Consider the following 24783-nt stretch of genomic DNA (forward strand, 5'->3'; position numbering starts at 1 on the left):
CAACAATCACTCCCACCCGCGCCCCCCCCCCGATCGTTCCCTTTCTTGTTGGTACTAAACCGCTGTTTTCGACCCAAAAATACAGGACTCGATTGCAGGACGGCCAGGCAGGAACGGAGAAGCGCCGGGCGCGGAGCCGCGGCTAGGCTGACCGCCAGGAGAACGCGCAGGGGGCGCGCCCGAACGATGGAGAAACAATGAGCTTGGACACCGTGACGGACACGGAATCGGCTGTGCCGCCGGTCGCCGACAGCCACGATCTGATCCGCGTGCAGGGGGCGCGCGTGAACAACCTCAAGGATGTCAGCGTCGAGATCCCGAAGCGCCGCCTCACGGTGTTCACCGGCGTCTCCGGCTCGGGCAAGAGCTCGCTGGTGTTCGGCACGATCGCCGCCGAATCGCAGCGGATGATCAACGAGACCTACAGCGCCTTCGTCCAGGGCTTCATGCCCACGCTGGCACGACCGGATGTCGACGTGCTCGAGGGGCTGACCACCGCGATCATCGTCGACCAGGAACGGATGGGCGCCAACGCACGCTCCACCGTCGGCACGGCCACCGACGTCAACGCGATGCTGCGCATCCTGTTCAGCCGGCTCGGACAGCCGCACATCGGCTCGCCTCAGGCGTTCTCGTTCAACGTCGCCTCGGTCTCCGGAGCCGGAGCGGTCACCATCGAGCGCGGCGGCGAGACCACGAAGGAGCGACGGAGCTTCTCCATCACCGGAGGCATGTGCCCACGTTGCGAGGGCATGGGCACGGTGAACGACATCGACCTGACCCAGCTCTACGACGACTCCAAGTCGCTCAACGAGGGCGCGCTGACCATTCCCGGCTACACCGCGGACGGCTGGGGTGTGCGGGTGTTCACGGGGTCCGGTTTCCTCGACCCCGACAAGCCCATCCGCGACTACAGCAAGAAGGAGTTGCACGACTTCCTCCGCCGTGAGCCGGTCAAGGTGAAGGTCGGCGACATCAATCTGACTTACGAGGGGCTGATCCCCAAGGTCCAGAAGTCGTTCCTCTCCAAGGACCGCGAGGCCATGCAGCCGCACATCCGGGCCTTCGTGGACCGGGCCGTCACGTTCACCACGTGTCCGGAGTGCGGTGGCACCCGGCTCAGCGAGGCCGCGCGGTCGTCGCGGATCGGCGGGGTCGGCGGGGTCGGCGGGATCAACATCGCCGACGCCTGCGCGATGCAGATCAGCGACCTGGCCGAGTGGGTCCGCGGGCTCGAGGAGCCGTCGGTGGCGCCGCTGCTCGCCGCGCTGCGGCACACCCTCGACTCGTTCGTGGAGATCGGGCTGGGCTACCTCTCGCTCGACCGGCCGTCGGGCACGCTGTCGGGCGGCGAGGCGCAACGCACCAAGATCATCCGGCACCTCGGTTCGTCGCTCACCGACGTCACCTATGTCTTCGACGAGCCCACCATCGGGCTGCACCCGCACGACATCCAGCGGATGAACGACCTGCTGCTGCGACTGCGCGACAAGGGCAACACCGTGCTCGTCGTGGAGCACAAGCCGGAGATGATCGCCATCGCAGACCATGTCGTCGACCTCGGCCCGAGCGCCGGCACGGCAGGCGGAACCGTCTGCTACGAGGGCACCCTCGATGGACTCCGGGCCAGCGACACCCTCACGGGCCGCCATCTCGAAGACAGGGCCGCCCTCAAGGCGACGGTGCGCACCCCGGACGGAAAGCTGGAGATCCGCCGCGCGACCGAGCACAACCTGCAGGACGTCGACGTCGACATCCCACTCGGCGCCCTCGTCGTCATCACAGGAGTCGCCGGCTCCGGCAAGAGCTCGCTGGTGCACGGCTCGATCCCCGACAGCGAGAACGTGGTGTCGATCGACCAGGGCTCCATCCGCGGCTCACGACGGAGCAACCCAGCGACGTACACCGGGATGCTCGAGCCGATCCGCAAGGCGTTCGCAAAAGTCAACGGCGTGAAGCCGGCCCTGTTCAGCTCCAACTCCGAGGGCGCCTGTCCCAACTGCAACGGCGCCGGCGTGGTCTACACCGACCTCGGGATCATGGCGGGGGTCGCGATCACCTGCGAGGTCTGCGAGGGCAAACGCTTCCAGGCCTCCGTGCTCGAGTACCATCTCGGCGGCCGCGACATCAGCGAAGTGCTGGCGATGTCGGTGACGGAGGCCAAGGAGTTCTTCGGGAGCGGCGAGGCGCGCATTCCGGCCGCGCACGCCATCCTGGGCCACCTGGCCGACGTCGGGCTCGGCTACCTCAGCGTCGGCCAGCCGCTCACGACACTCTCCGGCGGCGAGCGGCAGCGCCTCAAGCTCGCCACGCACCTGGGTGAGAAGGGCGGCGTCTACGTCCTCGACGAGCCGACCACCGGACTCCACCTCGCCGACGTCGAGCAGCTGCTCGCGCTTCTCGACCGCCTCGTCGACTCCGGCAAGTCGGTGATCGTCGTCGAGCACCATCAGGCTGTGATGGCCCACGCCGACTGGATCATCGACCTCGGCCCGGGCGCCGGCCACGACGGGGGCCGGATCGTCTTCGAGGGCACCCCGGCCGACCTCGTCGCTGCGCGCTCCACCCTCACCGGTCAGCACCTGGCGGCCTACGTCGGCGCCTGATCGCGGTCGTCTCGAGGGTAATCCGGGGCCCGTCGCCACGGATGTCGGCGGATCGCGCTACGGTGTTGTCTGTTCGGGGGCACGAAACCGCGGCGGCGTGACAGTAGCCAAGTGACGTCTGTGGTTCATTGGCACGTTCGCGCCCCGCGCACGCACCTCCACCAGACTGCGACCACAGGAAACCTCGTGACTCTCCTCCGTATGACAGCCCTCTTCGCCCGCCCGTATTGGCGGTCGGTCGTGGCGGTCGTGATCCTTCAGCTGATCGCGACACTTGCCGCGCTGCTCCTCCCGACTCTCAACAAAGACATCATCGACAAGGGCATCTCCACCGGAGACACCGACTTCATCTGGTCGACCGGCGGGATGATGCTCATGGTCTGCTTCGTGCAGGTCATAGCGGCAATCGCGGCAACCTACTTCGGCGCTCGAGCGTCGATGTCAGTGGGGCGCGACATCCGCCGCTCGTTCTACCGCAAGGTCGATGAGCTGCCGTCGCTCGACCTGGCCCGGTGGGGGATGCCGACGCTGATCACGCGTAACAGCAACGACGTGCAGCAGGTGCAGATGCTCGTGCTGCTGACTCTCAACTTCATGGTGTCGACACCGATCATGTGCATCGCAGGCATCATCCTCGCCGTGCAGGTGGATGCTGCGCTCTCCTGGCTCATCTGGGTGTCGGTTGCCGTGCTCTTCGTGGTCGTCGGCGTGATGGTCTGGCGTCTTCTGCCGCTGTTCCGCGAGATGCAGGACCGCATCGACGGCGTGAACGGCGTCATCCGCGAGCAGATCGTCGGCATCCGTGTGATCCGCGCGTTCGTGCGCGAGCGGTTCGAGAGCGAGCGATACGACGACGCCAACCTGGCGCTGACGCGGGTATCGGTGCGGGTGGGCAACATCTTCGTGCTGATGTTCCCCGTGATCATGCTGATCCTCAACGCTGCTACCGTGGCGGTGCTGTGGTTCGGCGGCCACCGGGTCGACGCCGGCGAGATCCAGATCGGCGCGCTGACGGCCTTCCTGCAGTACCTGCTCCAGATCCTCACGGCCGTCATGATGGGCGTCTTCATGGCCATGATGATCCCCCGCGCGATGGTCTGCGCCGAGCGCATCGACGAGGTGCTGAGCGCGACGCCGTCGAAGCACGGCGCCGCCGGATCGAGCGCTCTGCCGGTGGACGGAACCGTTCAGATCGACGGCGTGACGTTCGGGTATCCGGGTGCCGAGAAGCCGGTGCTGAGCGACGTCACGTTCACCGCCGAGCCGGGCAAGATCACCGCGATCGTGGGCTCCACCGGATCGGGCAAGACGACGCTGGTCTCCGTGATCGCGAACCTCTTCACACCGCAGGTCGGCCACGTGCGCATCGGGGGCGTACCCGTCGACGCCCTCAGCCGGCAGCAACTCTCGGGTGTGCTCGGCCTGGTGCCGCAGCGGCCGTATCTCTTCTCGGGAACGATCGCGAGCAACCTCCGGTTCGGCAACCCGGATGCCACTGACGACGAGTTGTGGGACGCGCTGCGTATCGCGCAGGCGGAGCCGTTCGTGCGCGCCAAAGAACACGGCCTCGAGGAGCGGATCGCCCAGGGCGGCACCAACGTCTCGGGCGGCCAGCGACAGCGACTCTGCATCGCCCGTGCGCTCGTCGCCCAGCCGAGGGTGTTCCTCTTCGACGACTCGTTCTCGGCGCTCGACGTCGCGACGGATGCCCGGCTCCGCGAAGCGCTCGCCCGCTCCACCGGAGATGCGACTGTCATCGTCGTGGCGCAGCGGGTCTCGACCATCCGTGAAGCCGACGCCATCGTCGTTCTCGACGACGGACGCGTCGTCGCCAACGGAACGCATGACGAACTGCTGGAGACGAGTGAGACGTATCGCGAGATCGTCGAGTCGCAGCTGAGCCTGGAGGTGGCCTGAGATGGCCCGCACGCAGAAGACCCCGAAGACTCCGAAGTCGGACGCCGAACGCGCGGCCACGGAGTCCGCCGTCGAGGCCGTTCTCGAAGGCATCGACGACGAGTACGTGCCCACTGAGGCCGACGGCGACATGTTCGGCGGCACGCCGGCCAAGAAGGCGGAGCACTTCTGGCCGTCGTTCAAGCGGCTGCTGGGCCTGCTGAAACCGGAATGGCTCGGGATGACCTGGGTCACACTGCTCGTCGTGGTTTCGGTCACCCTCGTCGTCATCGCGCCGAAGATCCTCGGCGCCGCCACGGATGTCATCTTCCGCGGCTCCATCGGAATGACTCTCCCCGCCAACCTCACGCTCGACCAGGCCGTCGCCGCGGCGAGGGCGTCCGGGCAGGACCAGTTCGCCGACGTGCTCGCCGGCTCCGGAGCGACCCCGGGTCAGGGGATCGACTTCGTCGCGCTCGGCCGCCTTCTCATGATCGTGATCGCGATGTATCTGGTCGCGTCCCTGCTGCAGTGGTGGCAGGGCTACATCCTGAATGGGCTGGTGATGCGGGTCGTGTACCGTCTCCGCGCCGACATCGAGACAAAGCTCAACCGCCTCCCGCTCCGGTACTTCGACACGCGCCAGCGCGGCGACCTCATGTCCCGCGTCACGAACGACGTCGACAACATCCAGACAGCGTTGCAGCAGGCGTTCTCGCAGCTGATCCAGTCGGTGCTGATGGTTGTCGGCATCGGCATCATGATGTTCATCGTGTCGTGGCAGCTGGCGCTGATCGCGCTCATCTCGATCCCGCTCTCCGGTGTGATCGCCGGCGTGATCGGATCCCGGTCGCAGAGGCTCTTCAAACAGCAGTGGAATGCGACCGGCTCGCTGAACGGCCACATCGAGGAATCGTTCTCCGGCCTCGAGCTGGTGCGCGCGTTCGGCCGCGACGCGGTCATGCTCGAGGAGTTCGACGCACGCAACCAGAAGCTCTACTCGTCGATGGTCGGCGCGCAGTTCGTCTCCGGCATGATCATGCCGGCGATGAACTTCGTCTCCTACCTCTCCTACGTGCTCATCGCGGTGGTCGGCGGACTCCGCGTGGTCTCCGGGCAGCTCACGATCGGTGACGCCACCGCGTTCATCCAGTACTCGCGCGAGTTCTCACAGCCGATCGGCCAGATCGCGGGCATGGCGAACATGCTGCAGTCGGGGGTCGCGTCGGCGGAGCGCACCTTCGAGTTCCTGGATGCTGAAGACCAGACCCCGGATCGCGAGACGCGCCACCTGCCCGAGCGCGCCGACGGCCGCGTCCAACTCGAGGACGTCACCTTCTCGTACGATCCCGAGGTCCCGCTCATCACCGACCTCAGCCTCTCGGTCTCGCCGGGTCAGACGGTCGCGATCGTCGGTCCGACCGGAGCAGGCAAGACCACGCTCGTGAACCTGATCATGCGGTTCTACGAGCTGAACGGGGGCGCGATCCGTCTCGACGGCATCGACACCACCGAGCTGTCCCGCGCCGAACTCCGGGGTCAGGTCGGCATGGTGCTGCAGGACGCCTGGCTGTTCTCGGGCACCATCCGCGAGAACATCCGTTACGGCCGTCTCGACGCCACAGACGACGAAGTGATCGAGGCCGCGAAGGCGACGATGGTCGACCGGTTCGTGCGGCAGCTTCCCGACGGGTACGACACCGTCATCGAGGCCGACGGAGGAAACGTCTCGGCGGGAGAGCGGCAGCTCCTTACGATCGCGCGCGCCTTCATCGCGAACCCGTCGCTACTCATCCTCGATGAGGCGACATCGTCGGTGGACACCCGCACAGAACTGCTCGTGCAGCACGCGATGGCCGCTCTCCGCACCGACCGCACGTCGTTCGTCATCGCCCACCGCCTGTCGACGATCCGCGACGCCCACACGATCTTGGTCATGGAGAACGGCGACATCGTCGAACAGGGCGACCACGCGACGCTCCTCGAACGACGCGGCGCCTACTACGACCTCTACATGACCCAGTTCCGCGGCGCGGCGACCGAGGAGGAGTCGGCCGAAGTCGCAGTGAGCTGACGGCACGCTTAACGCCGCTTACACCGCCCAGCCTTGCTCACACTCCGCGTCCGGCGTCACCGCCAGGACGGGGTGAGAGCGCCGTGCCGCTCGAAACGTCCTGAGGATTCTCGACTCGGTCGGGTCAGGTATTCCGTTCAGCGGGCGAGTGCCAGTAGGTTTTGGCCATGAGGACCGTCAGGGTCGTTCGACCCGCTCTCGCCGTTGCCGCCGCCATCATGCTCGCCGCTCTCGCCGGATGCTCGTCTTCCGGCTCATCCTTCACCGGAACCTGGGGCCAGGACTCCCCCGGCCAGCCGACCCTCACGATCAAAGACGACGGGACATTCACCGGAAACGACGGCTGCAACGACATGAGCGGCAAGGGCACCATCTCCGGTGACACGTTCACCTTCGGACCGTTCGCCACCACCCAACAGGCGTGCGAGGGTGTGCACCCCTGGCTCAACATCGCCAGCACGGCCAAGGTCGACGGCAACACCCTGGTCGTCTACAAGAACGGCGGCGGAAAGATCGGCACCCTCGACAAGCAGTGACCGCGACGCGAACGCCCGATCAGTTGCCGTACGAGCTAGGGCTGCTGTCGATCGACACGTCCACCGTCAGCTCGCCGCTCGGGGAGACAGTCGCCTGGCCCGATGCGTAAATACTGGCGCTTGCAGTGTCGTTCCCGAAATAACCAGCCCACGACGCATCGACTTCGCCGGAGGACTCGTACTTGGTTCCGAAACTGCCGTCGGCCGCGACCGTGGCGGTCGGATAGGACTTCACCTTCCAGGTCACCGGGGTGTTGTCGCTGCTGTAGATCCACGCATTGAACGTGCAGTCGGCCGGGGAGGCATCCTTCGTCGCCGAGCATCCGTCGACCTTCTTCTTGATGGCCTCCGTCACAGCGTCGATCGTCGCGGGAGTCGCAGAGACACTCACGTCGACGGTGCTCGGCTCGCCGTCGCCGGTCCCGACGATCACCGTCGGCGGGACCTGCACAGCGAAGTACTTGTTGTCCGCCGCCGACACCGGGTACTCGCCGGGGTAGGCCACGAACTGCGACGTGATGTCAGAGTTCCCCACCACCTGGATCTGAGCGCCTCCGACCGTCACATCCGTCGACCCCTCCTGGCTGGATGCGAAAGCGAGCGGCTCGACGATCGACGTGGCTACACTCCACTTCGGGAAGAAGAGGAACTCTGTGCCCGTCTGCACGACCTCGAGGCTCTTCTTCACGTACGCACCCTTGAGCGTGTAAGCGACATCGACCGTGCCGGTGCTGCGAGCATCCGGGCCGCTCGAGGCGTGAGTTCGCACCTCACCGATCTGGATGTCTTTGATGCGGGCGGTCGCTTTCCCCAGCACGGCGTCGGTCAGGAGCTTCTGGGAGTCCTTCGTCGCCGGCGGCACCATGCGGCTCGCCGTCGTGGCATCGCCCTGGGCGACCGCGTCAAGGTAGCGCTGCGCGACCACACCCGGTGAGAAGACGGTCGCGCTGAGGATCGAGATCGCGACGGCGGCGAGACCGACGACCACCGCGGCGGACACGACGGAGATGATTCCGATCCGCACGCGGCGCCGCGCCCTCGGCGAGAGCGTCTGAGCGGCCGAGGCAGCGACCACGGCGGATGCGATAGCCGTCTGCGGAGCGTCCGTTGTCGCATCCGACGATGCACCGGCTGCCACAGGCACGGTCACGGTTTCGACGCCGCCCAGCCAGGCGGCGTTCGTGGAGCGCCAGCCGACGACGGAGAAGAGGCGCGGTGTCGTTCCCGCGACGATCGGGGTGAGGTAGCGGGCGATGGCCTCGACGCCGAAGGTCCAGGCGGTCATCGTGAGGAACAGCCACCAGGCGAGCCAGACGAAGACCGACGCGCCGCCGCCGCCGAGACCGCCGGCCACGCCGCCGGCAGACGCTCCCGCATAGACGAAGATCCAGGGCAGAACCAGCCAAAGGCCGCCGACCAGAACCGGGAGCTTCCAGATTCCTCGCGCAGTCCTGGCCAGACCGGGGTGACGCGATGCGCCGATGCGCAGGCCGGCCACCACTGCGACCAACAGGGCGAGCACGACGAGCAACCACGACCAGCCGTCCAGGGTGAAGACGGAGACTGTCGACGAGCTGGCGCTGGACGACGACGTGCCGAAGGCGGCGCCGCCACCCGCGGCGAAGACCTGGATGCCTCCCAGATGGCTGAGCGACACGGTGCTGAACAGCACGGCCCCGAACCACAGAGGCAGCGTCAGCAGCGCGGACCCGAATCCGATCCCGTTCGAGAGGGAGATCAGGCCGCCGACGAGGGTCAGCAGCCCGAAGACGACGAGCCCGACGGATGCATAGCTGAGCGTCTCGCGCACGAGCACCGGCAGCGCCGCACGCAGAGACCGGCCGCCTGTCAGAAGAGACCCGCGAGCCGCGCCGAGGGCCCGGCCCGCAAGCGCCGCGAGCGAGACCAGCACGAACGCGCCGAGGAAGAGCCGCCAGCCTGCGCCCGTGATCGACAGCGAAGCCCCGTTCGAGGGCGACGTGATGCGGAAGATCGCCGCGAAGATCGTGACGACGATGGCGAAGATCAGACCGGTCGCGGCTGCCAGGACGATTCGCGCCAGGCGCCCCGGAAGCGGGCGACGCTTCTCTTCGAGGAATCCCCAGAGCACTGCGGCGGCGAGCAGGATGACCGTGACGAGCTGGGGCAGGAACACCACAGTCGCGGAGGCATTTCCCGAGACGAGTCCACCGGCGACCGACACGTTCGCCGACAGGTCCCCCCACAACGACAGGCTCAGGATGGCGAACACGGCGCCGATCAGGGAGCCGGCGTCGGGCGCGACACTGTTGCCGACGACTCCGGTGTACGAGCCCAGACCTGAGATGTACGGGCTCGCCTGCATTGCCAGCCCGGCCGCGAAGAGGCCGAGCACGATGGCCGAGCCGACGATCGCTCCGGCGAGCGAGATTCCCGCGTGCGCGAGGGCGCCGAGGAGCGAGGGACCGTTGAGCCAGGAGGGGCGGGTCAGAGTGACCGTGACGGGTGCGGCCTGGGGCGGTTGCGGTGATGTTGCAACCGACTCCGGCACCGGATGCTCGCCCTGAGGCTGCTCTTCGCTTTCGTTCCCCGCGCGACCGTTCCCCGAGTCGTCTACCGTGCTCAACGCATCCCACCTATTCATTTACTGTGAATCTGCTCTTAGCAGCAGCTTCCTACAGTAGGGGACGCGATCTCTCGCCCGAGTGCGGCGTCCTACCCCAGTTCTGGTGGGCCCGGTTCGGGGTACGACGCACGTGCCGGGGCCGACGGCCAATTGAGGATTTCGGCCCTGACCTGCCGGCCGCGCCCGCAATTCAGATGGCGGTGTCCCGTTTAGTCAGATCAGTCAAAACACCCTCCGCCGTCGAGCTGCCGTCCGACTAGAACCAGGTGCTGAGGCGCGGCGGCACGGCCGTGCGGAAGAGACGGTCGATCGCGTCGACGTCGCCCGCCAGCTTGCCGGCGAGTGCGAGAGCGCGGGCTGCGTCGTGGCCCAGGTAGATGCTGCTCAGCGAGCTGACGGGCAGGGTCACATCCGGAGCATCCGTCGTCGCCTCGACCCGACCTTCGCCGTCGGTGACGCGCAGGCGGTAGCGGCCGTCGGCGAAGCCCAGGTCGTCGGTCACCTCGAGCACGAGGTCGCCGTCGCGTTCGTAGCGACGGGCGGTCAGAGCATCCGGAACGTCGAGGATGCGCACCCAGAGATGATCCTCCACCCCGACCACCCGGGCGCCCCGGATGTCGGAGACGAGATGTGGCAGCGGCTCGTCGATGCCGCGTGTGCCGATGTGCACCTCGGCGACGAGGTCCAACTCGAGCAGGAAGCGCCAGAGGGCGGTGAGCGCCTCGTCCGTCGCGGCGGCGAGGTAGGTGACCTCGACCGTGTGACGCACGAAGTCGTCTGTGCCTTTCACGACGTAGCTCACGAAACCCTCGGGCTCGCCGGCCGCGGAGTCGTAGCGCACGAGGCGGTGCTTGTCGGCGTCGGGGTTGCCCTTCAGCGGACCCATGAGGCGGTCGGCGAGATAACGGCTCAGTGCGATCTCGCCGGCGCGGCCCGCCATGACTTTGCCGAGCACGGCGTACCCGGTCTCGTGGTACGGCTCCGGTTCGGTGAACGACAGTCGCCCGGTCGTCGCCGGGCCGGTCCACCTGACGCGCTTCGTGTCGACGCGCCACTCGCCGGCGAACGTGGCGGGACCGAAGCCCCAGCGTCCGTAGATCACCGACTCCGACACGGTGAGGATCGCCACCGGAACACCGAGGTCACGCGCCGTGCGCAGCTCGCCTCCGAGCAGAGCCCGGGCGATGCCGCGACGGCGGTGGGTGGGCGCGACCGTGACCGAGCTGATCGCCCAGCTGTCGATGGCCGCTCCGCCGGGGACGGTGAGCGGCGCGACCCACGAGTTCACCGTGCCCACCGGCGACGCCGCGGCGGCGATCGTATCGTCGTAGACGGCGGTCGTGCGGCGGTCGCTCAGATAGTCGCGCGCCTCGACGAGCACCTCGGTGCCGTAACGGCCGCTGTGGAACCCGCGGAAATCGGCGAGCAGCCATTCGTCGAACGCGGCGGCGTCGGCGGTGTCGACGAGCGACAGTCGCAAGCCGGCCTCGGCGACGGCTCGGGCGGACTCCTCGTCGATCGGCTGGGTCAGGTAGGTCTCAGTCACCATCCCACCGTATCGGGCGGCCCCCCGGCGCGGCGAGGCTCTGCCGACAATCGACACGGCGGGCTACGCCGTGGTGAGGATGACGAGTCGCTCTGTCGCCCTGGTCATCGCGACGTAACGGTCGACGGCCCCTTCGATGCCGTCGCCGAACGTCTTGGGGTCGATGAGCACGACCAGGTCGAATTCGAGCCCCTTCGACAGTTCAGGAGTGAGCGACCGGATGCGCGGGCTCGGTCGGAACGCACCGGATGCGAGGCCGCCGGTGCTGATCACGGAGGCGATCCCCTCGCCGTGACCCGCGAGCCAGGTGTCGAGCACCGAGCCCAGCTCAGAGACGGCCCCGTGCACGACGGGGACCCCGCTGCTGCGGATGGAGGTCGGCACGTTGGCGTCGGGGATCACGCTCCGGATGACGGGCTCGGCCTCGACCATGACCTCTTCGGGCGTGCGGTAGTTGATGCTCAGGGTTGCCAGGTCGACGTTGTCGAGCCCGATCCGGTCGAGCCGTTGTCTCCACGTCTCCCTGAAGCCGTGCCGGGCTTGCGCCCTGTCGCCGACGATGGTGAGACTCCGAGACGGCGAGCGCCGCAGCAGCATCTGCCACTCAGCGTCGGTCAACTCCTGCGCCTCGTCGACGATGATGTGCGCGAACGGACCGGCCAGCAGCTCCGGGTCGGTGGCAGGCAGTGCGGCTTCGTCGACCTGCGAGTTCTGGAGGTCCTGCCCGCGCAGCATCGACATCAGGAGCAGCTCCGAGTCGTCGGCCGCGATCAGCTCCTCCATGACCCTGTCGCGCTGCTCTCGCTCGGCGGCGAGCGCGGCATCACGCCGGCGCTTGCGCCGAGACGCCGTCGGGTCGCCGATCCGCTGCCGCGCGGCATCCAGGAACGGGAGGTCGGAAATCGTCCAGGCCCGGGCGTCGGCGCGCTGCAGCTTCGCCACCTCGTCCGTGGTGAGCCAGGGCGCGCACAGCTGCAGGTAGGCGGGAACCGACCACAGGTCTCCGACGATGCCGACCGGATCGAGCAACGGCCACGCCTTCGCGAAGGTGCGGGTCAGCTCCTCGTTCTGCAGCAGAGCCCGTCGGAGCAGCTGAGGGGGCACCTCCTCGTCGTCGAACTGGTCGATCAGGATGTCCAGGAGCGTCTCCCAGACCTGGTCGCGCGCCTCGTTGTGCGGAGTGCCGTCATCCGGTGTGTCGAAGGACTCGGCCCACTCGGCGGCGCTGAGCCGGAGGTCGGCCCAGGGCGTCTCGATGGTCGATCCCGTGGACGGGGGCTCCTCGTAGAACCGGACGGCCGCCTCGACCGCCTTCACCAGGTCCGCCGAAGACTTGAGGGCTGCGACATCCGGATCGGCTTCGGCTCGCGCTGCGGCCCCCTCGGCGACGAAGTCCCGCAGGGTGCAGATCTGCACGCTCTCCTCGCCGAGGCTGGGGAGGACGTCGTCGACATAGGCCAGATAGCCGGGGGTGGGACCGATGAACAGCACGCCTCCCCCGCCGCGGACGAGGTGGGGCTCCGAATACAGCAGATAGGCCGCACGATGCAGCGCGACCACGGTCTTCCCGGTTCCCGGACCGCCGTCGACCACGAGCGCACCGCGTGAACCGGCCCGGATGATCGCATCCTGGTCCGCTTGGATGGTGCTGAGCACATCCCGCATCCGCGGTGACCGACTGGTGCCCAGACTCGCGATGAAGGCTGACTCGTCGTCGAGCGCGGCGTTGCCCTCCTGCCCTTCCGGGCTGAACACCTCGTCCCAGTAGTCGCTGATCCGGCCCCGGTTCCACCGGTATCGGCGGCGGCTCACCAGTCGCATCGAGTCGGCGCGCGTCGCGCCGAAGAACGGCTCGGCCGCAGGGGAACGCCAGTCGAGCAGGAGCCGGCGACCGTCGCTGTCCGTGAGGCCGAACCGACCGACGTAGACGGGGTCGGGCTCGTCTGCGCTGACCATCCGTCCGAGGCACAGGTCCAGCCCGAAGCGGCGCAGGGCACGCAGGCGCGCGGTCAGCTGATGGATCTCGATGTCGCGATCCATCGCCTCCTGGCCCGCACCTCCGGGCGCTCTGAGCGCGGCGTCGAGACGCTCGGACAGGTCGGCGATCGACCGTTCAACGCTTTCGGCGATGACGACGAACTGCTGTTCATCGCGGGCGATCAGCGCCGGGTCGCTCTTGGCGGCGAGCCGCTCGGGAAGGTCGAAAGCGCTGGTGGTCAGTGTCACGATCCTCGATTCTCGTGCAGGACCGGGGTCTTGCGGCAAGCCCCCCACTCAGCTATAGATTGAAAATGCAGGAGTGATTGCGGGTTTGGACGCGCGTTGGCACTTATTCCTTGACATGAATATTCATTGCGGTGAATACTAACGTCATGCACGAGCAACTCGCAGCCCTCGGAGACGCCGCCCGCTGGCGGATCGTCGAACTCCTTGCGGAACGGCCGCGTTCCGTCGGAGTCGTGGCGGAGCTGAGCGGCCTGCGCCAACCGCAGGCGACCAAACACCTGCAGACGCTCGAACGCACAGGGCTGGTCGTCGCCCGCCGCTCCGGGCAGCGACGCATCTACGCGCTGCAGCCGGCCGCGCTCGCGGCTGTGATCGCAGAGCTCCGCCGGCTCGCCGACCTGGCCGAGGAGAACCAGGGCGGCCGCGACACGTTCGACCAGTATTTCGCGACCGTCGAGGCCGAGACCCTCGCCGCGGATCGCGACCAGTGGGCCGACGAGCGCGAGTACGTGTTCAGCTGCACGCTCGCGGCATCCCGCGACACCGTCTGGGCCCACCTGACCGAGCCTGTGCTACTTGCCGAGTGGTGGGCACCCGACGACCTGCGGATCGCGCACATCGAGTTCGGCGCCCGGCCGGGCGACCGCCTGGTGCAGGAGTACGCCGACGCCGACGACCGCTCGGGAGCGGACGGCGTGGTCGGCCGGGCCGAGGGCATGATCGACGCCGTGAAGGCGGCGGAGCACCTCGCGTTCCGGCTCTCGCCGCTGCTGCCGGATGGGGCACCCGCGTTCACAGGGCACTACACCTACGCGCTCGCGGACGCCGAAGAGGGGACGGACCTCGAAGTGCGGCTGCGCATCAGCGACAGCACCGTGCCGTCCGCAGAGTTCATCGCGGGCATCCGGCTCGGCTGGAGCCAATGTCTCGACAAGCTCGCCGCGGTCGTCGCGGAGAGCGCAACCACCACGAACACCGACACCAGTGAGGAGACGCCATGACCAGCAACGGACGCCGCGTCGTCGTCAACACCAACATCAGCATCGACGGCTACTACCACGGCCCGGGCGGTCCGCAAGACATGGCCTTCGTGATGCCGTATGCGCTCACCGATGTGGCGCGCGACCACCTGACCGGGCTGTGGCAGCCGGCCACGACGGCGCTGCTCGGCCGCACCCTTGCCGAAGGCTTCATGAGCTATTGGCCGCCGGTCGCCGATCAGGCCGACGCCGACCCGCGGGATCGCGGCTACGGCGCCTGGATGCGGGATGCCGAGAAGGTCGTGCTCTCCAGCACCCTCACCGAGGCCCCGTGGCCGAACACGCGGGTCTTCGACGAGCCGGCCGAGGACGTCGTCGACCGGCTGAAGACGGAGGAGGGCGGCGACATCGTCGTCTTCTCGAGCGCGAGCGTGATCAAGGCGCTGCTAGCCGCAGACCGCGTGGACCGCCTCTCGTTCATGATCTTCCCGGAGATCCTCGGCGGCGGTGCGCGGCTGTTCGACACCGGCCTGCCGGCGTCCAAATGGGGCCTCGCCCACACCGCGACCGGTGAGTACGGGGTCGTCTCGCTCGCGTACGACCGGCTGCGCACCGCCGATTGAAGCGCCCGCCGTGCATCCGGCGTGCTGTGTGCGTTGCCTCAGCGGGCGTCGGTGCGCAGGATGGGGGTATGCCGATCCTGCCCACGGTGCGCGACCCCCGTCTGATCACCCTCCGACGCGGAGGGAGTCTGACCGACGATGATCACCGCCTGCTCGCGGAATGGGCTCTGACGTGTGCCGAGCATGTTCTTCCGCTGTTCGAACGCGAGGCAGGGCACGACCTGCGTCCGCAGCAGGCGATCGACATCGGTCACTCCTGGGCCAGAGGCGAGGCACGCATGACGGATGCCCACAATGCGGCTTTCGTCGCGAACGCGGCCGCGCGCGGCCTCAGCGATCCCGCCAAGTTCGCCGCCCTGGCGGCCGGCCAAGCCGTCGCGGTCGCCCATGTCGCGGCCCACGCACTGGGGGCTGCGGCCTACGCGATTCGGGCGGCGCAAGCCGCCGGCGAGCCGGACGGTGCGGATGCCGGGCGACTCCGCGAGCGCGACTGGCAGCGGGAGCGGCTCGCCGCTCCGATCCGATCCCTCGTTCTCGAGGATCAGCGCCTGCGCAACGACATCTGCTGGTACGCGTTCAGCGACTAGCCTTCGAGCCCGACCTGGGAGCGCCACCACGGCGTCTCGACGAAGCCGCGCTTCATGAAGAGCAACTCCATCGAAGCGTTCCAGCCCTGAACGCCGTCCAGGGTCGCGACCGCCTGAGTGATGAATCCGTAGAGGTCGCGCGCCGAGGGCATGATCAGCTCGCAGAAGAGTGAGTTCTCGTCGAGCGTCGCCGCAAGGTAGCGCACGGCCGGGTACTGCGAGAGTTCACGGGCCACTGCATCGAGCCTCGACGGATCGACTTTCACGAGCAGCAGTGTCTCTGCGCCCATGCCGAGCGCGGGCGCCGGGACCAGGGTCAGGACGTCCAAGCAGCCGTTGGTACGCATCCGGTCGAATCGGCGGCGAACGCTGCTCTCGTTCATTCCCACCTGGTCGGCGACGGCCTGGAAAGTCACCCGGCCGTCGTCGCGCAGGGCCGAGATGATTTTGTGGTCGGCTTCGTCGAGATGATCCGGTTCGCAGAAGTCGGAGTCGACCAGGGTGAGTGAGCCGAACTCGTCCGCCGGCAGACTCATGGTCTCCGCATAGAGCTGCCGGCTCCAGTCGTGCCCGACCTTGTAGACGTGCATGATGAGGTCGCTTCGCCAGCGTTTGATGCCGGAGATCGACTGAAGCTGCTGGATGAGCTGCGGATAGTGCGTCGCTCCCCCGCGCACGATCAGTTCGGCCATGATGTCGTACTGCCCGGTCACGAGTGTGACGAACCGCACATCCTCGTGCTCGACGAGGGCAGCCGCGACGTCGAGCTGCGATCCGGGACGGCAGTTGATGCGCACGAGGAACGAGTCGACGTCTCCGGTGCTGCCGAGTGCGGGCACGACCGCGATGCGCAATACGCCGTCGGCCAGCAACTGCTGGCCGCGGCGGGCGACCGTGGGCACCGAGCTCGCGACGATGTCAGCGATCGCCGTCCAGCTGGCGCGACCGTCGTGCTGCATGGCGACGATGATCTTGCGATCGAGGTCGTCGAGGGCGTCGAGGGTCTTCACTCCCGGTTCGCCGGCATCGTCGAAGTCGTGATGACCTCGGCCAGGAACGCCCGAACGGTGGCCGTCCATGCTTCCGCCTCCTCGATCTGGGGTGAGTGTCCCGACTTCTCGAAGATCGCAAGCCGGGCATCCGGGATCAACTCCGCGATCGTCTCGCTGCACGACACTGGTGTGATCCAGTCCGTGCGGCCCACGGTCACCAGTGTCGGCGCAGTGATGCCGGGTAGAACCCCCTTCAGATCATAGTTCGGGAGGTTCTTGGAGAACGCGTAGTTGTGCGCTTCATACCGGTACGGCGTCGCGGCGACCTTGCGCTCGACGGCCTCGGGGTCGTAGACGAAGTCGTAGAGGGGCAGGATCTCGCGCCAGCAGTCGCGCAGGTCGTCATTGTCGCGCACCCGGCCGTCGTCGATCCGGTCGAACTTCTCCATGTCGACCACGACCCGGTCGCTGGCGAGAGCGTTCGCCCGGGCGAGCGCGGCGTGCGAGTTGTCGGCGGCGGTATCGCGCAGAACGACAGCTTGCACCCGTTCCGGGTAGCGCGTCGCGTACTCGAGCGACATGAAGCCGCCGTACGACCCGCCCGCCATGATGATCATCTCCGCGCCGATCCACTCCCGCAGGGCATCGATGTCGGCTGCCCACTGCTCGTGGCTTAACTCGCCGTCGCCCTCACTCTCGCCGGAACCGCGCGCGTCGAAGACGACGACACGGTACTCGTCGGCGAGCCTGCCGAAACTCGCTCGAGGTTCCGCGCGCGATCCGAGTCCTGGAGCTCCGTGGTGCGTGATGATCACGGGAGCGCCCTCCGGCCCGAGCACCTCGACCGCGAGGCGGTTGCCGTTGATCTCGACCATCTCGGCCGTCGTGGTCGCGGCCGCGAACTCGGGCGAGACCTCCTTCTTTTCCGTCACAGGCTGTCCTTTCACATGGTGTTCTTGTGCAGTTTCATCTTCGGGTCGGGATGCGGTCACAGCTCGATCGCGCACACGTCGAGTCCGCGTGGGAACGTCGTGAGCGGCCGGGAGCCGTCCGCGGTGACGACCATGCTGTCGGAGATCCGATAGCCGGCGTGACCCGGAATATAGATGCCGGGCTCGTTCGAGACGATCATGCCCGGTTCGAGCACGGTCGCGTCGCCGCTCTCGAGCCAGGGCGGTTCGTGCATCCCGAGCCCTATGCCGTGGCCCTGCCGGTGCCGCAGGAACTGGCCGAGGCCCGCGTCGGCGATCACCCGAAGGCAGGTCGCGTTCACCGTGCGGCATTCAGCACCGGGCCGGATGGCGTCGCCGCCGACCTCCTGTGCTGCACGCACGGCGTCGTGATACCGGCGCTGCTCGGGGGACGGCTCGCCCAGCACGAACGTTCGCTCGCCCTCTACGAAGCGCCCGCCGACGGCGCAACCGAGCGACAGCATGAAGGTGTCGCCGGGTCGGAGCCGGTAGCCCGACGGCAGCCCGTGCGGGTACGCCGAGTTGGCGCCCGCATAGACGAGCCCGCCGGCCAGCGGCGACACGACGACGACGTCATCGTGCTCGGCGTACATCGTGCTCACGCCCACTCCACCCACATGCGAGGCGAGTTCGGCTTCGCTCGGCATCCGTCCGCCTGACGAGACCGCTTCACGGATGAGCGAGACACCCGCCTCGAGCATCAGGTCGGTGATCCGGGCCGCCTCTGCGTGCAGTTCGACCTCTTCAGGGAGCTTCACGAACCGTGCCACGGTGACGAGGTCGGTCGCTTCGAATCGGGTGCCTTCGAACTCGGCCGTGGCCGCGGCTTGGCGCTCCCAGGTCATGCTCGTGCTGAAGCCGACCCGGCCGGTCGGCCCGACACGCTCGGCGAGCGCTCTGAACGGCGGAACTGTTCCGGGAAACTCGGGATACGACACCAGCTCCGCGCGAGCCAGCTGCCGTTCCGCGTTCTCCCGCTCCAGCTCGGGCACCAGGAGCACTCGCGCCCCATCGGCTCCGAGCCAGACTGCGACCGGGCGTTCACACGGATGATGGAAGAAGCCGGTGAGGTACGCCACGTCCTCCGGCGAATCGGTGAGGATCGCGTCGAAGCCGGCCTCGACCATCCGGTCGTGCACCTGTGTCTGCAGCTGATCGAGCACGGGAAGCGCGAGGCGCGGTGAGAACATGTGACGTCCTTTCAGGGAACTCGTGGCGGCAGTGGAGCTCATCGGCGACGCGACTTGGGGTTGCGGGCGTCGTTGTACGCGATCGACAGCAGAGTGGACGAGAGCACGAGCAGGAGGATGGCGATCGACGGGAACAACGTCAGCCACCAGGCGCTCGACATCGCGCCCGACTGCTGCGCCTCGTACAGGATGCGCCCCCACGACCACACATTCGGGTCGCCCAGACCGAGAAACGCCAGGCCTGCGGCTGAGAGCACGGCACGGGATGCGGTCACCACGACCGAGACGACGATCACCGGAGTCACCGCGGGGATGATGTGCCGCACGATGATCCAGAACGGCGACGTCGTCATCAGTCGGGCCGCGTCGACGTAGGGAAGGCCGACGACGGTGAGCGCCTGCGACCGCACCAGGCGCGTGACCTCGGGCCACGAGAATGCGGCGACCACGAGGATGATCGTCGTCGTGCTCGGCCCGACGAGCGCAGCGATGAGGATCATCAGCGGCAGCACCGGGAGCGAGAGCGTGAGATCGACGATGACACCGACGAACCCGTCGAGCCGTCGGAAGTAGGCGCCGATCACGGCGACGACTGTGCCGACCAGGATCGCGATCGCCGAAGCGGCGACGGCGACGATGATGCTCTGCTGCGACCCCCAGATCACTTCGCCGAACACATCGCGGCCGAGGCTGTCGGTGCCGAACCAGTGCTCCGGGCTCGGTGGCGCGAGCACGGGGTCGCCGTAGCTCGGCGGATACGGCGCGATCAGTGGTGCGGCGATCGCCACGAGCACAAGGAGAATCAGGATGCCGAGCGAGATCAGTCCGAGCGGCTCACGACGAAAGGCGCGCCAGGTGTGCAGCCCGGCACGGCCGCTCTCGGTGGCGACCGGCTCGAGCTGGGGGTCGATGTCGGCGATGGCGACCGTCGTCATGAGGTCTTCACTCTCGGGTCGAGGAAACCGTAGACGGTGTCCGTGAGCATATTGGCGACGACGACCGTGGCCGCGAGCATCAGGAACGCGCCCTGCAGCACCGGGAAGTCGAGCTGGGTGACGGCCTCATAGATCCCTCGCCCGATGCCCGGGTACGCGAAGACCGTCTCGGTGAGCACGGCGCCTCCCACCAGGAAGCCGAGCTGCAAGCCGATCAGGGTCGTGGTCGGCAGGAGCGCGTTGCGCAGGGCGTGCTTCCAGAGGACTCGACGGTACGGCAGGCCGTTCGCCTTGGCGAGGGTCGTGTAGTCCTCGCCGAGCGCGTCGATCAGCGTCGATCGCATGGTCAGCACGTAAGAACCGAGCTGGATGAGCATGAGCGAGAGAGCGGGCAGGATGAGGTGGGTCGCGACACTGCCGTACCAGGCCAGGCCGTACGCATCCGTGTCGTACGCCCCGCCGATCGGCAGCCAGTGGAGCATCAGACCGAACACGAACAGGAGGAACACACCGATGCTCGGCACGAAGAGCGACTGCCCGGTGACGCCGATCACCTGAACGAGCTTGTCGAGGAACTTGCCTCGGCGGGAGGCCGCCAGCACCCCGAGCGGGATGCCGACGGCCACCGTGGCCACGAGCGCGGTGCCCGTGAGCAGCAGCGTCCACGGGAGTCGTTGCAACAGCACGTCGAGCACAGGAATCGACTGCGTGAACGACACCCCCAGGTTGCCCTGGAGGAGCTGCCACAGATAGATGCCGTACTGGACGATCAGCGGTTGATCGAGCCCGTACTGCTTGAGCAGGGCCTCCCGCGTGTCCTCGGTCATGTTGGGGCTGGCGATCGCCAGCGCCGGGTCCCCCGGGAGGAGACGGAGGAGCAGGAAGGTCACGGTCACGGCGAACCAGATCGTGAGCAGACCCCTCCCCAATCTGGGCAGAAGGAACATGAAACGTGACACGCGGGCGTACCTGCCTTTCTGTCGTTACTTGGTGCCGACCGGGTGCGCGCTCGCGAGCGACACCGGGTTGACGATGGAGAGCAGCTCACTCGGCTTGCTGACGAACCCGGTCCACTTGTCGCTGTGGGCGAAGTACAGGTTCTGCGTGTACATGACGTTGTCGTACACGTTGTCCCGCACGATCTTCGCCGCTTCCTGCATCAGCGAGACCTTCTTGTTCTTGTCCGTCGTCGCCGTGCCCTGTGCGATCAGGTCGTTCAGCTTGGGGTCGTTCACGTAGCTGTAGTTGATGACCCCTCCGGGCAGGTAGGTGAGTGTCATGTTGGTCACCGGGTCGTCCATGATGGCGAAGTTGCCCGCATAGATGTCGAAGTCACCCTTGTTGGTCATCGCCAGGTAGGTGTTCCGCTCGGTGCCCTGGAGCTCGATCCGGATGCCCGCCTTGGCGGCGCTGTCCTTCACGAGCGTCGCCCACTGGCTGGTCACGCTGTCCTGCAGCGAGTAGATCAGCCGGAACGTGACTGGGAACATCCCGTCTGCGCCGGCCGTGTAACCCGCCTCCTCCATCAGCTTGCGAGCCGCATCGGTGTCGAACGTGTACTCCTTGATCGAGTCGTCGTAGTAGTCCTTCAGCACCGGCATGATCGGGCTGGATCCGGTCGAGACGGCCTGACCCTGCAGCACGACCTTGCGGATGGCGTTGTAGTCGACCGACTGGGCGAGCGCCTGCCGCACCTGGAGCTTCGCGAGCGCCGGGTTCTTCATGTTGTAAGTCATGTGGGCGTAGCCGAGACCGACGGACTCCTCCACCTTGACACCGGCCGTGCTCTTCAGCTTGGCCACCTGCGCAGGCGGCAGAGCGTTGGCGATCGCGTCCACTTCGCCGCTCTGCAGAGCGAGGATCTCCGTGTTCACGTCGGGGAAGACGCGGTAGACCACCTTGGCCGACAGCGGCTTGCCGCCCTCCACGAGCGGGTAGTCGGCGACCCGATCGAGCGTGTAGCTCTGCCCGACCTGGACCTTGCTGAGCACGTACGGCCCGGCACTGACCCAGCCGCCGTCCTTGCCGTCGTTCGCGAACGTGGCGACAGAGGGCGCCTTCTCGAACACATGCTTCGGCACGACGTTGCCCCAGAACCCGATCTCCTCGACGATCGTGGAGTCCGGCTTGGTGAGCGTGAACTCCACGCGGGTCTTCGAGACCGCCTTGGCGGTGTCGAGATTCGCGAGCTGGCCGTAGAAGGTGCCTGAGGGCTTGTCCTTCTTGACCGCGTTCATGGTCCACGCGACGTCATCGGCGGTCAGCGGCACGCCGTCACTCCACTTCAGGTCGCTTCGGATGTCGTAGAACCCGGTCGTGTCGTTGACGTAGCCCCACTTGGTCGCGACCTGAGGCTCCTTCGAGCCGTCGTTGGCGATGCCGAGCAGGTGCGGATACATCAGGTTGGTGATCCAGTAGTCGCTCCGGCTGTTACCGACGAGCGGGTTGTAGTTGACCACATCCGTCGTCGTGGCGACCGTGAGCGCCTGGGAGCCTGCCGTGGCCGACGCTCCCCCGCCCGTTGTCGGCGCAGTCGGCGCGCAGGCGCTGAGCGCCAGCACCGCGGCGGCCAGCGTGGCGGCCGCGAGCACGAGTTTTCGAGACTTCATTACACCCATACCTCCTTCAGGACCCGCAGAGTATTGCCACCCACGACGGCGCGGATCTCATCGTCGGAGTAGTCGTGCTTCACCAGCCAGCCGATGATGTTGTAGAACTCCTCGGCAGGATTCTCGATGCCGTCGACGTACGGGACCTTCTCGTACTCGACCTTCCCGTGCGCCTGCCCGAGCGACAGGTTCGACGCGAACGCGTCGTGCAGTCCGACGTGGTCGCCGAAGAGGGTGTCGGGGCCGAAGCTCACGTGCTCCAGACCGACGAGGTCGACGCAGTAGCTGAAGTGGTCCATCACCGACTCGAGCGAGTGACGCGGATGCGCGGGCGACAGTGTCGTGTGCGGCGCCGCCTCGATCCCGATCACGCCGCCGCGCTTCGCGGCCTCGATGATGGTCTCGTCGGTCTTCATCCGATTGGTCGGCCACAGGCCCCGGGCCCCCGCGTGGGTGATGAACACCGGCTTGGTCGACGCCTTGATCGCGTCGACGGCCGTGCGGTCGCCGGAGTGCGAGACGTCGATGGCGATGCCGAGCTTGTTCATTCGCTCGACGGCCCGCTCGCCGAAATAGGTGAGTCCGCCGTCGCCGCGCTCCTTGAGCCCGCTGCCGAGGGTGTTCGCCTCGGAGTAGGCGATGCCCATCTGCCGGACACCGAACCCGTAGAGGACGTCCAGTCGGTCGACCTCGTTCTCGATCATCGTCGCCGCTTCGAGCGCGAAGACGTGGGCGATCCGCCCGGTCTCGGCCGCGCACTCGATGTCCTTGACCGTCTCACCCTTGATGACGAAGTCCTGGTGAGCGATGTCAGCCATCCGCACGCCGAGGTCGAAAAGCACGTCCTGATACTTCCAGCCCGCGTCGCTCGAGATGCAACAGGTGCCGTCCATCCCGTTGTCGAAGACGGCGGTGATTCCGGAGCGCGCGAGTCCCTGGTAGCCGGTTGGTTCGCGGCCCTGGCGGATGTGGTCGCGAAGCTGAGTCATGTCTTCGGGGAACACCTGCACATGGTCGTGCAGCGAGATCACCGTGGATTCGCGCAGGAGCTTCGTCGTGCGCTCGGCCTGCGAGTCGCTCAGGCCGAGACCCGAGTATTCGGGCACCCGGTTGATCTGCTTCGCATAGGTGAACGCCCGATAGTCCTTGCCGGCTTCGAGATAGTCATAGGCCGTGTAGCCCGTGTAGCGCTCTGCTGGTTCGAGCACGCGTCTCTCCTTCGTACTGCGGTTGGTGGTTGCGATGCGCAATCAGGCGCAACAGGACACAATCTCGCGGATATTCGGCAACATTGTCAACCTTGTGCTAGAAATTCGGCACAGATGTTTCATGATTGAAACATTCCGGTAACGACTCGCGTGCAAGGATGGGCCTGTGGACAGCAAAGAAGTGGACAGGAATTCGGTCGGCGCCCTCCCCGCGCTGCGGGTACGCAACCTCTCGGTGACCTTCACCGGTGAGCGCGACATCCCAGCAGTGCGCGACGTGGACCTCACCGTCGGCCACGGCGAGTTCGTCGCCCTGCTCGGCGAGTCGGGGTCGGGCAAGTCCGTGACGGCCCGCGCGATCATGGGTCTCGCCGATGAGCACACCCGGGTCACCGCCGACGAGCTGAGTCTCGCCGGCACCGACCTCCTCGCCCTCCCCGAAGAGCAGCGACGCCGACTGCGCGGCGAGAGCATGAGCCTGGTGCTCCAGGACGCGCTCTCCTCCCTGAACCCGGTGATGACGATCGGCGACCAGATCGGCGAACTGTTCCGGGTCCACCGCGGCGCCAGTCGCGAGCAGGCGCGCGCACACGCGATCGACCTACTCGGCATGGTCGGCATCCCCGCCCCTGCCAGGAGGGTCGACGACTACCCGCACCAGTTCTCCGGTGGCATGCGTCAGCGCATCCTCATCGCAATGGCCATCGCCCTCGAGCCGTCGATTCTCATCGCCGACGAGCCCACCACCGCGCTCGACGTGACCGTGCAGGCACAGATCCTCGACCTGCTCGGTTCCCTGCGCGACCAGTTCGGGATGGGCGTGCTGCTGATCACGCACGACCTCGGCGTGGTCATGGAGGTCGCCGACAGCCTGGCTGTGATGTACGCCGGGCGGATCGTGGAGAGCGGCGACGCGGACTCCGTGCTCGGCCATCCGGCGCATCCCTACACCGAGGCACTGCTTCGTTCGGTTCCTCAGGCCGCCATGCGCGGCTCCGATCTGCTGACCATCCCCGGCTCGCCGCCGAGCCCCGCGCGCATTCCGAGCGGGTGTTCATTCCACCCGCGGTGCCATTTGGCCGTCGAGACCTGCTCCAGTACCCGTCCCCTCCTCGCGGAGGTCGCCCCGGGCAGGCTCGCCGCCTGCCTCCGATCCGAGGAGCTCATCGGTGAACCCGTCCACTGAAACCCCCGAGTCC

General features: G+C 67.2%; 18 protein-coding genes. 8 read left to right on the forward strand and 10 right to left on the reverse strand.

The genetic code is table 11. The annotated features are described in order from the left end of the window. The first annotated feature begins 197 nt into the window (after window positions 1-197). From ACFVV5_RS11880 to ACFVV5_RS11895, 4 genes are all read left to right on the forward strand, one after another. Complete coding sequence (locus ACFVV5_RS11880) at window positions 198-2606, forward strand: ATP-binding cassette domain-containing protein (protein WP_387243825.1); 2409 nt, start codon at window positions 198-200, stop codon at window positions 2604-2606. Window positions 2607-2792: 186 nt separating this feature from the next. After that, a complete protein-coding gene (locus ACFVV5_RS11885; RefSeq protein WP_387243828.1) occupies window positions 2793-4523 on the forward strand; it encodes an ABC transporter ATP-binding protein in 1731 nt (576 codons plus the stop codon). Window position 4524: 1 nt separating this feature from the next. After that, window positions 4525-6576 carry an ABC transporter ATP-binding protein gene (locus tag ACFVV5_RS11890; RefSeq protein WP_387243831.1) on the forward strand — a complete coding sequence of 684 codons (2052 nt, stop codon included), beginning with the start codon at window positions 4525-4527 and terminating at the stop codon, window positions 6574-6576. A gap of 167 nt (window positions 6577-6743) precedes the next feature. After that, on the forward strand, window positions 6744-7112 hold the full coding sequence (locus ACFVV5_RS11895) for an META domain-containing protein (RefSeq protein ID WP_387243834.1): 369 nt from the start codon (window positions 6744-6746) through the stop codon (window positions 7110-7112). A gap of 19 nt (window positions 7113-7131) precedes the next feature. On the opposite strand, the gene ACFVV5_RS11900 is transcribed toward ACFVV5_RS11895, so the two are convergent. From ACFVV5_RS11900 to helR, 3 genes are all read right to left on the reverse strand, one after another. Further along, the gene (locus ACFVV5_RS11900; RefSeq protein WP_387243837.1) at window positions 7132-9717 is read right to left on the reverse strand and encodes a hypothetical protein; all 2586 of its coding nucleotides are present in this window, start codon (window positions 9715-9717) and stop codon (window positions 7132-7134) included. A 256-nt stretch (window positions 9718-9973) separates the two neighbouring features. Next, entirely contained in the window at window positions 9974-11263 is a 1290-nt protein-coding gene (locus ACFVV5_RS11905) for a GNAT family N-acetyltransferase (RefSeq protein WP_387243840.1), read from the reverse strand. 63 nt (window positions 11264-11326) lie between these two features. Continuing rightward, complete coding sequence (helR, locus tag ACFVV5_RS11910) at window positions 11327-13492, reverse strand: RNA polymerase recycling motor ATPase HelR (RefSeq protein ID WP_387244155.1); 2166 nt, start codon at window positions 13490-13492, stop codon at window positions 11327-11329. Window positions 13493-13635: 143 nt separating this feature from the next. Here helR and ACFVV5_RS11915 point away from each other — a divergent pair, with 143 nt between their 5' ends. The 3 genes from ACFVV5_RS11915 (at window position 13636) to ACFVV5_RS11925 (ending at window position 15679) form a co-directional block, all read left to right on the forward strand. Beyond that, the gene (locus tag ACFVV5_RS11915; protein ID WP_387243843.1) at window positions 13636-14490 is read left to right on the forward strand and encodes a metalloregulator ArsR/SmtB family transcription factor; all 855 of its coding nucleotides are present in this window, start codon (window positions 13636-13638) and stop codon (window positions 14488-14490) included. Continuing rightward, entirely contained in the window at window positions 14487-15092 is a 606-nt protein-coding gene (locus ACFVV5_RS11920) for a dihydrofolate reductase family protein (RefSeq protein WP_387243846.1), read from the forward strand. Before ACFVV5_RS11915 ends, ACFVV5_RS11920 begins: the two co-directional genes overlap by 4 nt. Before the next feature lie 68 nt (window positions 15093-15160). Then, the gene (locus ACFVV5_RS11925; protein ID WP_387243849.1) at window positions 15161-15679 is read left to right on the forward strand and encodes a putative immunity protein; all 519 of its coding nucleotides are present in this window, start codon (window positions 15161-15163) and stop codon (window positions 15677-15679) included. Here the strand turns inward: ACFVV5_RS11925 and ACFVV5_RS11930 are convergent. The 7 genes from ACFVV5_RS11930 to ACFVV5_RS11960 are packed head-to-tail and all read right to left on the reverse strand — an operon-like array spanning window position 15676 to window position 23584. Beyond that, window positions 15676-16689 (reverse strand): Lrp/AsnC family transcriptional regulator, encoded by a 1014-nt coding sequence (locus ACFVV5_RS11930; protein WP_387243852.1) that lies wholly within the window; start codon window positions 16687-16689, stop codon window positions 15676-15678. The genes ACFVV5_RS11925 and ACFVV5_RS11930 overlap by 4 nt on opposite strands. Further along, on the reverse strand, window positions 16686-17603 hold the full coding sequence (locus ACFVV5_RS11935; protein ID WP_387243855.1) for an alpha/beta fold hydrolase: 918 nt from the start codon (window positions 17601-17603) through the stop codon (window positions 16686-16688). The genes ACFVV5_RS11930 and ACFVV5_RS11935 overlap by 4 nt, the downstream gene beginning before the upstream one ends. Window positions 17604-17659: 56 nt before the next feature. Next, window positions 17660-18832, reverse strand: coding sequence for a M24 family metallopeptidase (locus ACFVV5_RS11940; protein WP_387243858.1), 1173 nt, complete (start codon window positions 18830-18832; stop codon window positions 17660-17662). Window positions 18833-18870: 38 nt separating this feature from the next. Then, window positions 18871-19767: an ABC transporter permease gene (locus ACFVV5_RS11945; RefSeq protein WP_387243861.1), complete on the reverse strand. Its 897-nt coding sequence runs from the start codon at window positions 19765-19767 to the stop codon at window positions 18871-18873. Further along, a complete protein-coding gene (locus ACFVV5_RS11950) occupies window positions 19764-20726 on the reverse strand; it encodes an ABC transporter permease (protein ID WP_387243864.1) in 963 nt (320 codons plus the stop codon). The genes ACFVV5_RS11945 and ACFVV5_RS11950 overlap by 4 nt, the downstream gene beginning before the upstream one ends. 24 nt (window positions 20727-20750) lie before the next feature. Further along, window positions 20751-22376: an ABC transporter substrate-binding protein gene (locus ACFVV5_RS11955; RefSeq protein ID WP_387243866.1), complete on the reverse strand. Its 1626-nt coding sequence runs from the start codon at window positions 22374-22376 to the stop codon at window positions 20751-20753. Further along, window positions 22376-23584: a dipeptidase gene (locus ACFVV5_RS11960; RefSeq protein ID WP_387243869.1), complete on the reverse strand. Its 1209-nt coding sequence runs from the start codon at window positions 23582-23584 to the stop codon at window positions 22376-22378. Before ACFVV5_RS11960 ends, ACFVV5_RS11955 begins: the two co-directional genes overlap by 1 nt. Before the next feature lie 166 nt (window positions 23585-23750). Between ACFVV5_RS11960 and ACFVV5_RS11965 the strand changes: the two genes are divergently transcribed. Beyond that, window positions 23751-24770: an ABC transporter ATP-binding protein gene (locus tag ACFVV5_RS11965; RefSeq protein ID WP_387243872.1), complete on the forward strand. Its 1020-nt coding sequence runs from the start codon at window positions 23751-23753 to the stop codon at window positions 24768-24770. Window positions 24771-24783: the final 13 nt, after the last annotated feature.

The organism is Leifsonia sp. NPDC058248 (assembly GCF_042881905.1).
In the GTDB taxonomy this organism is placed as follows: Bacteria; Actinomycetota; Actinomycetes; order Actinomycetales; family Microbacteriaceae; genus Leifsonia.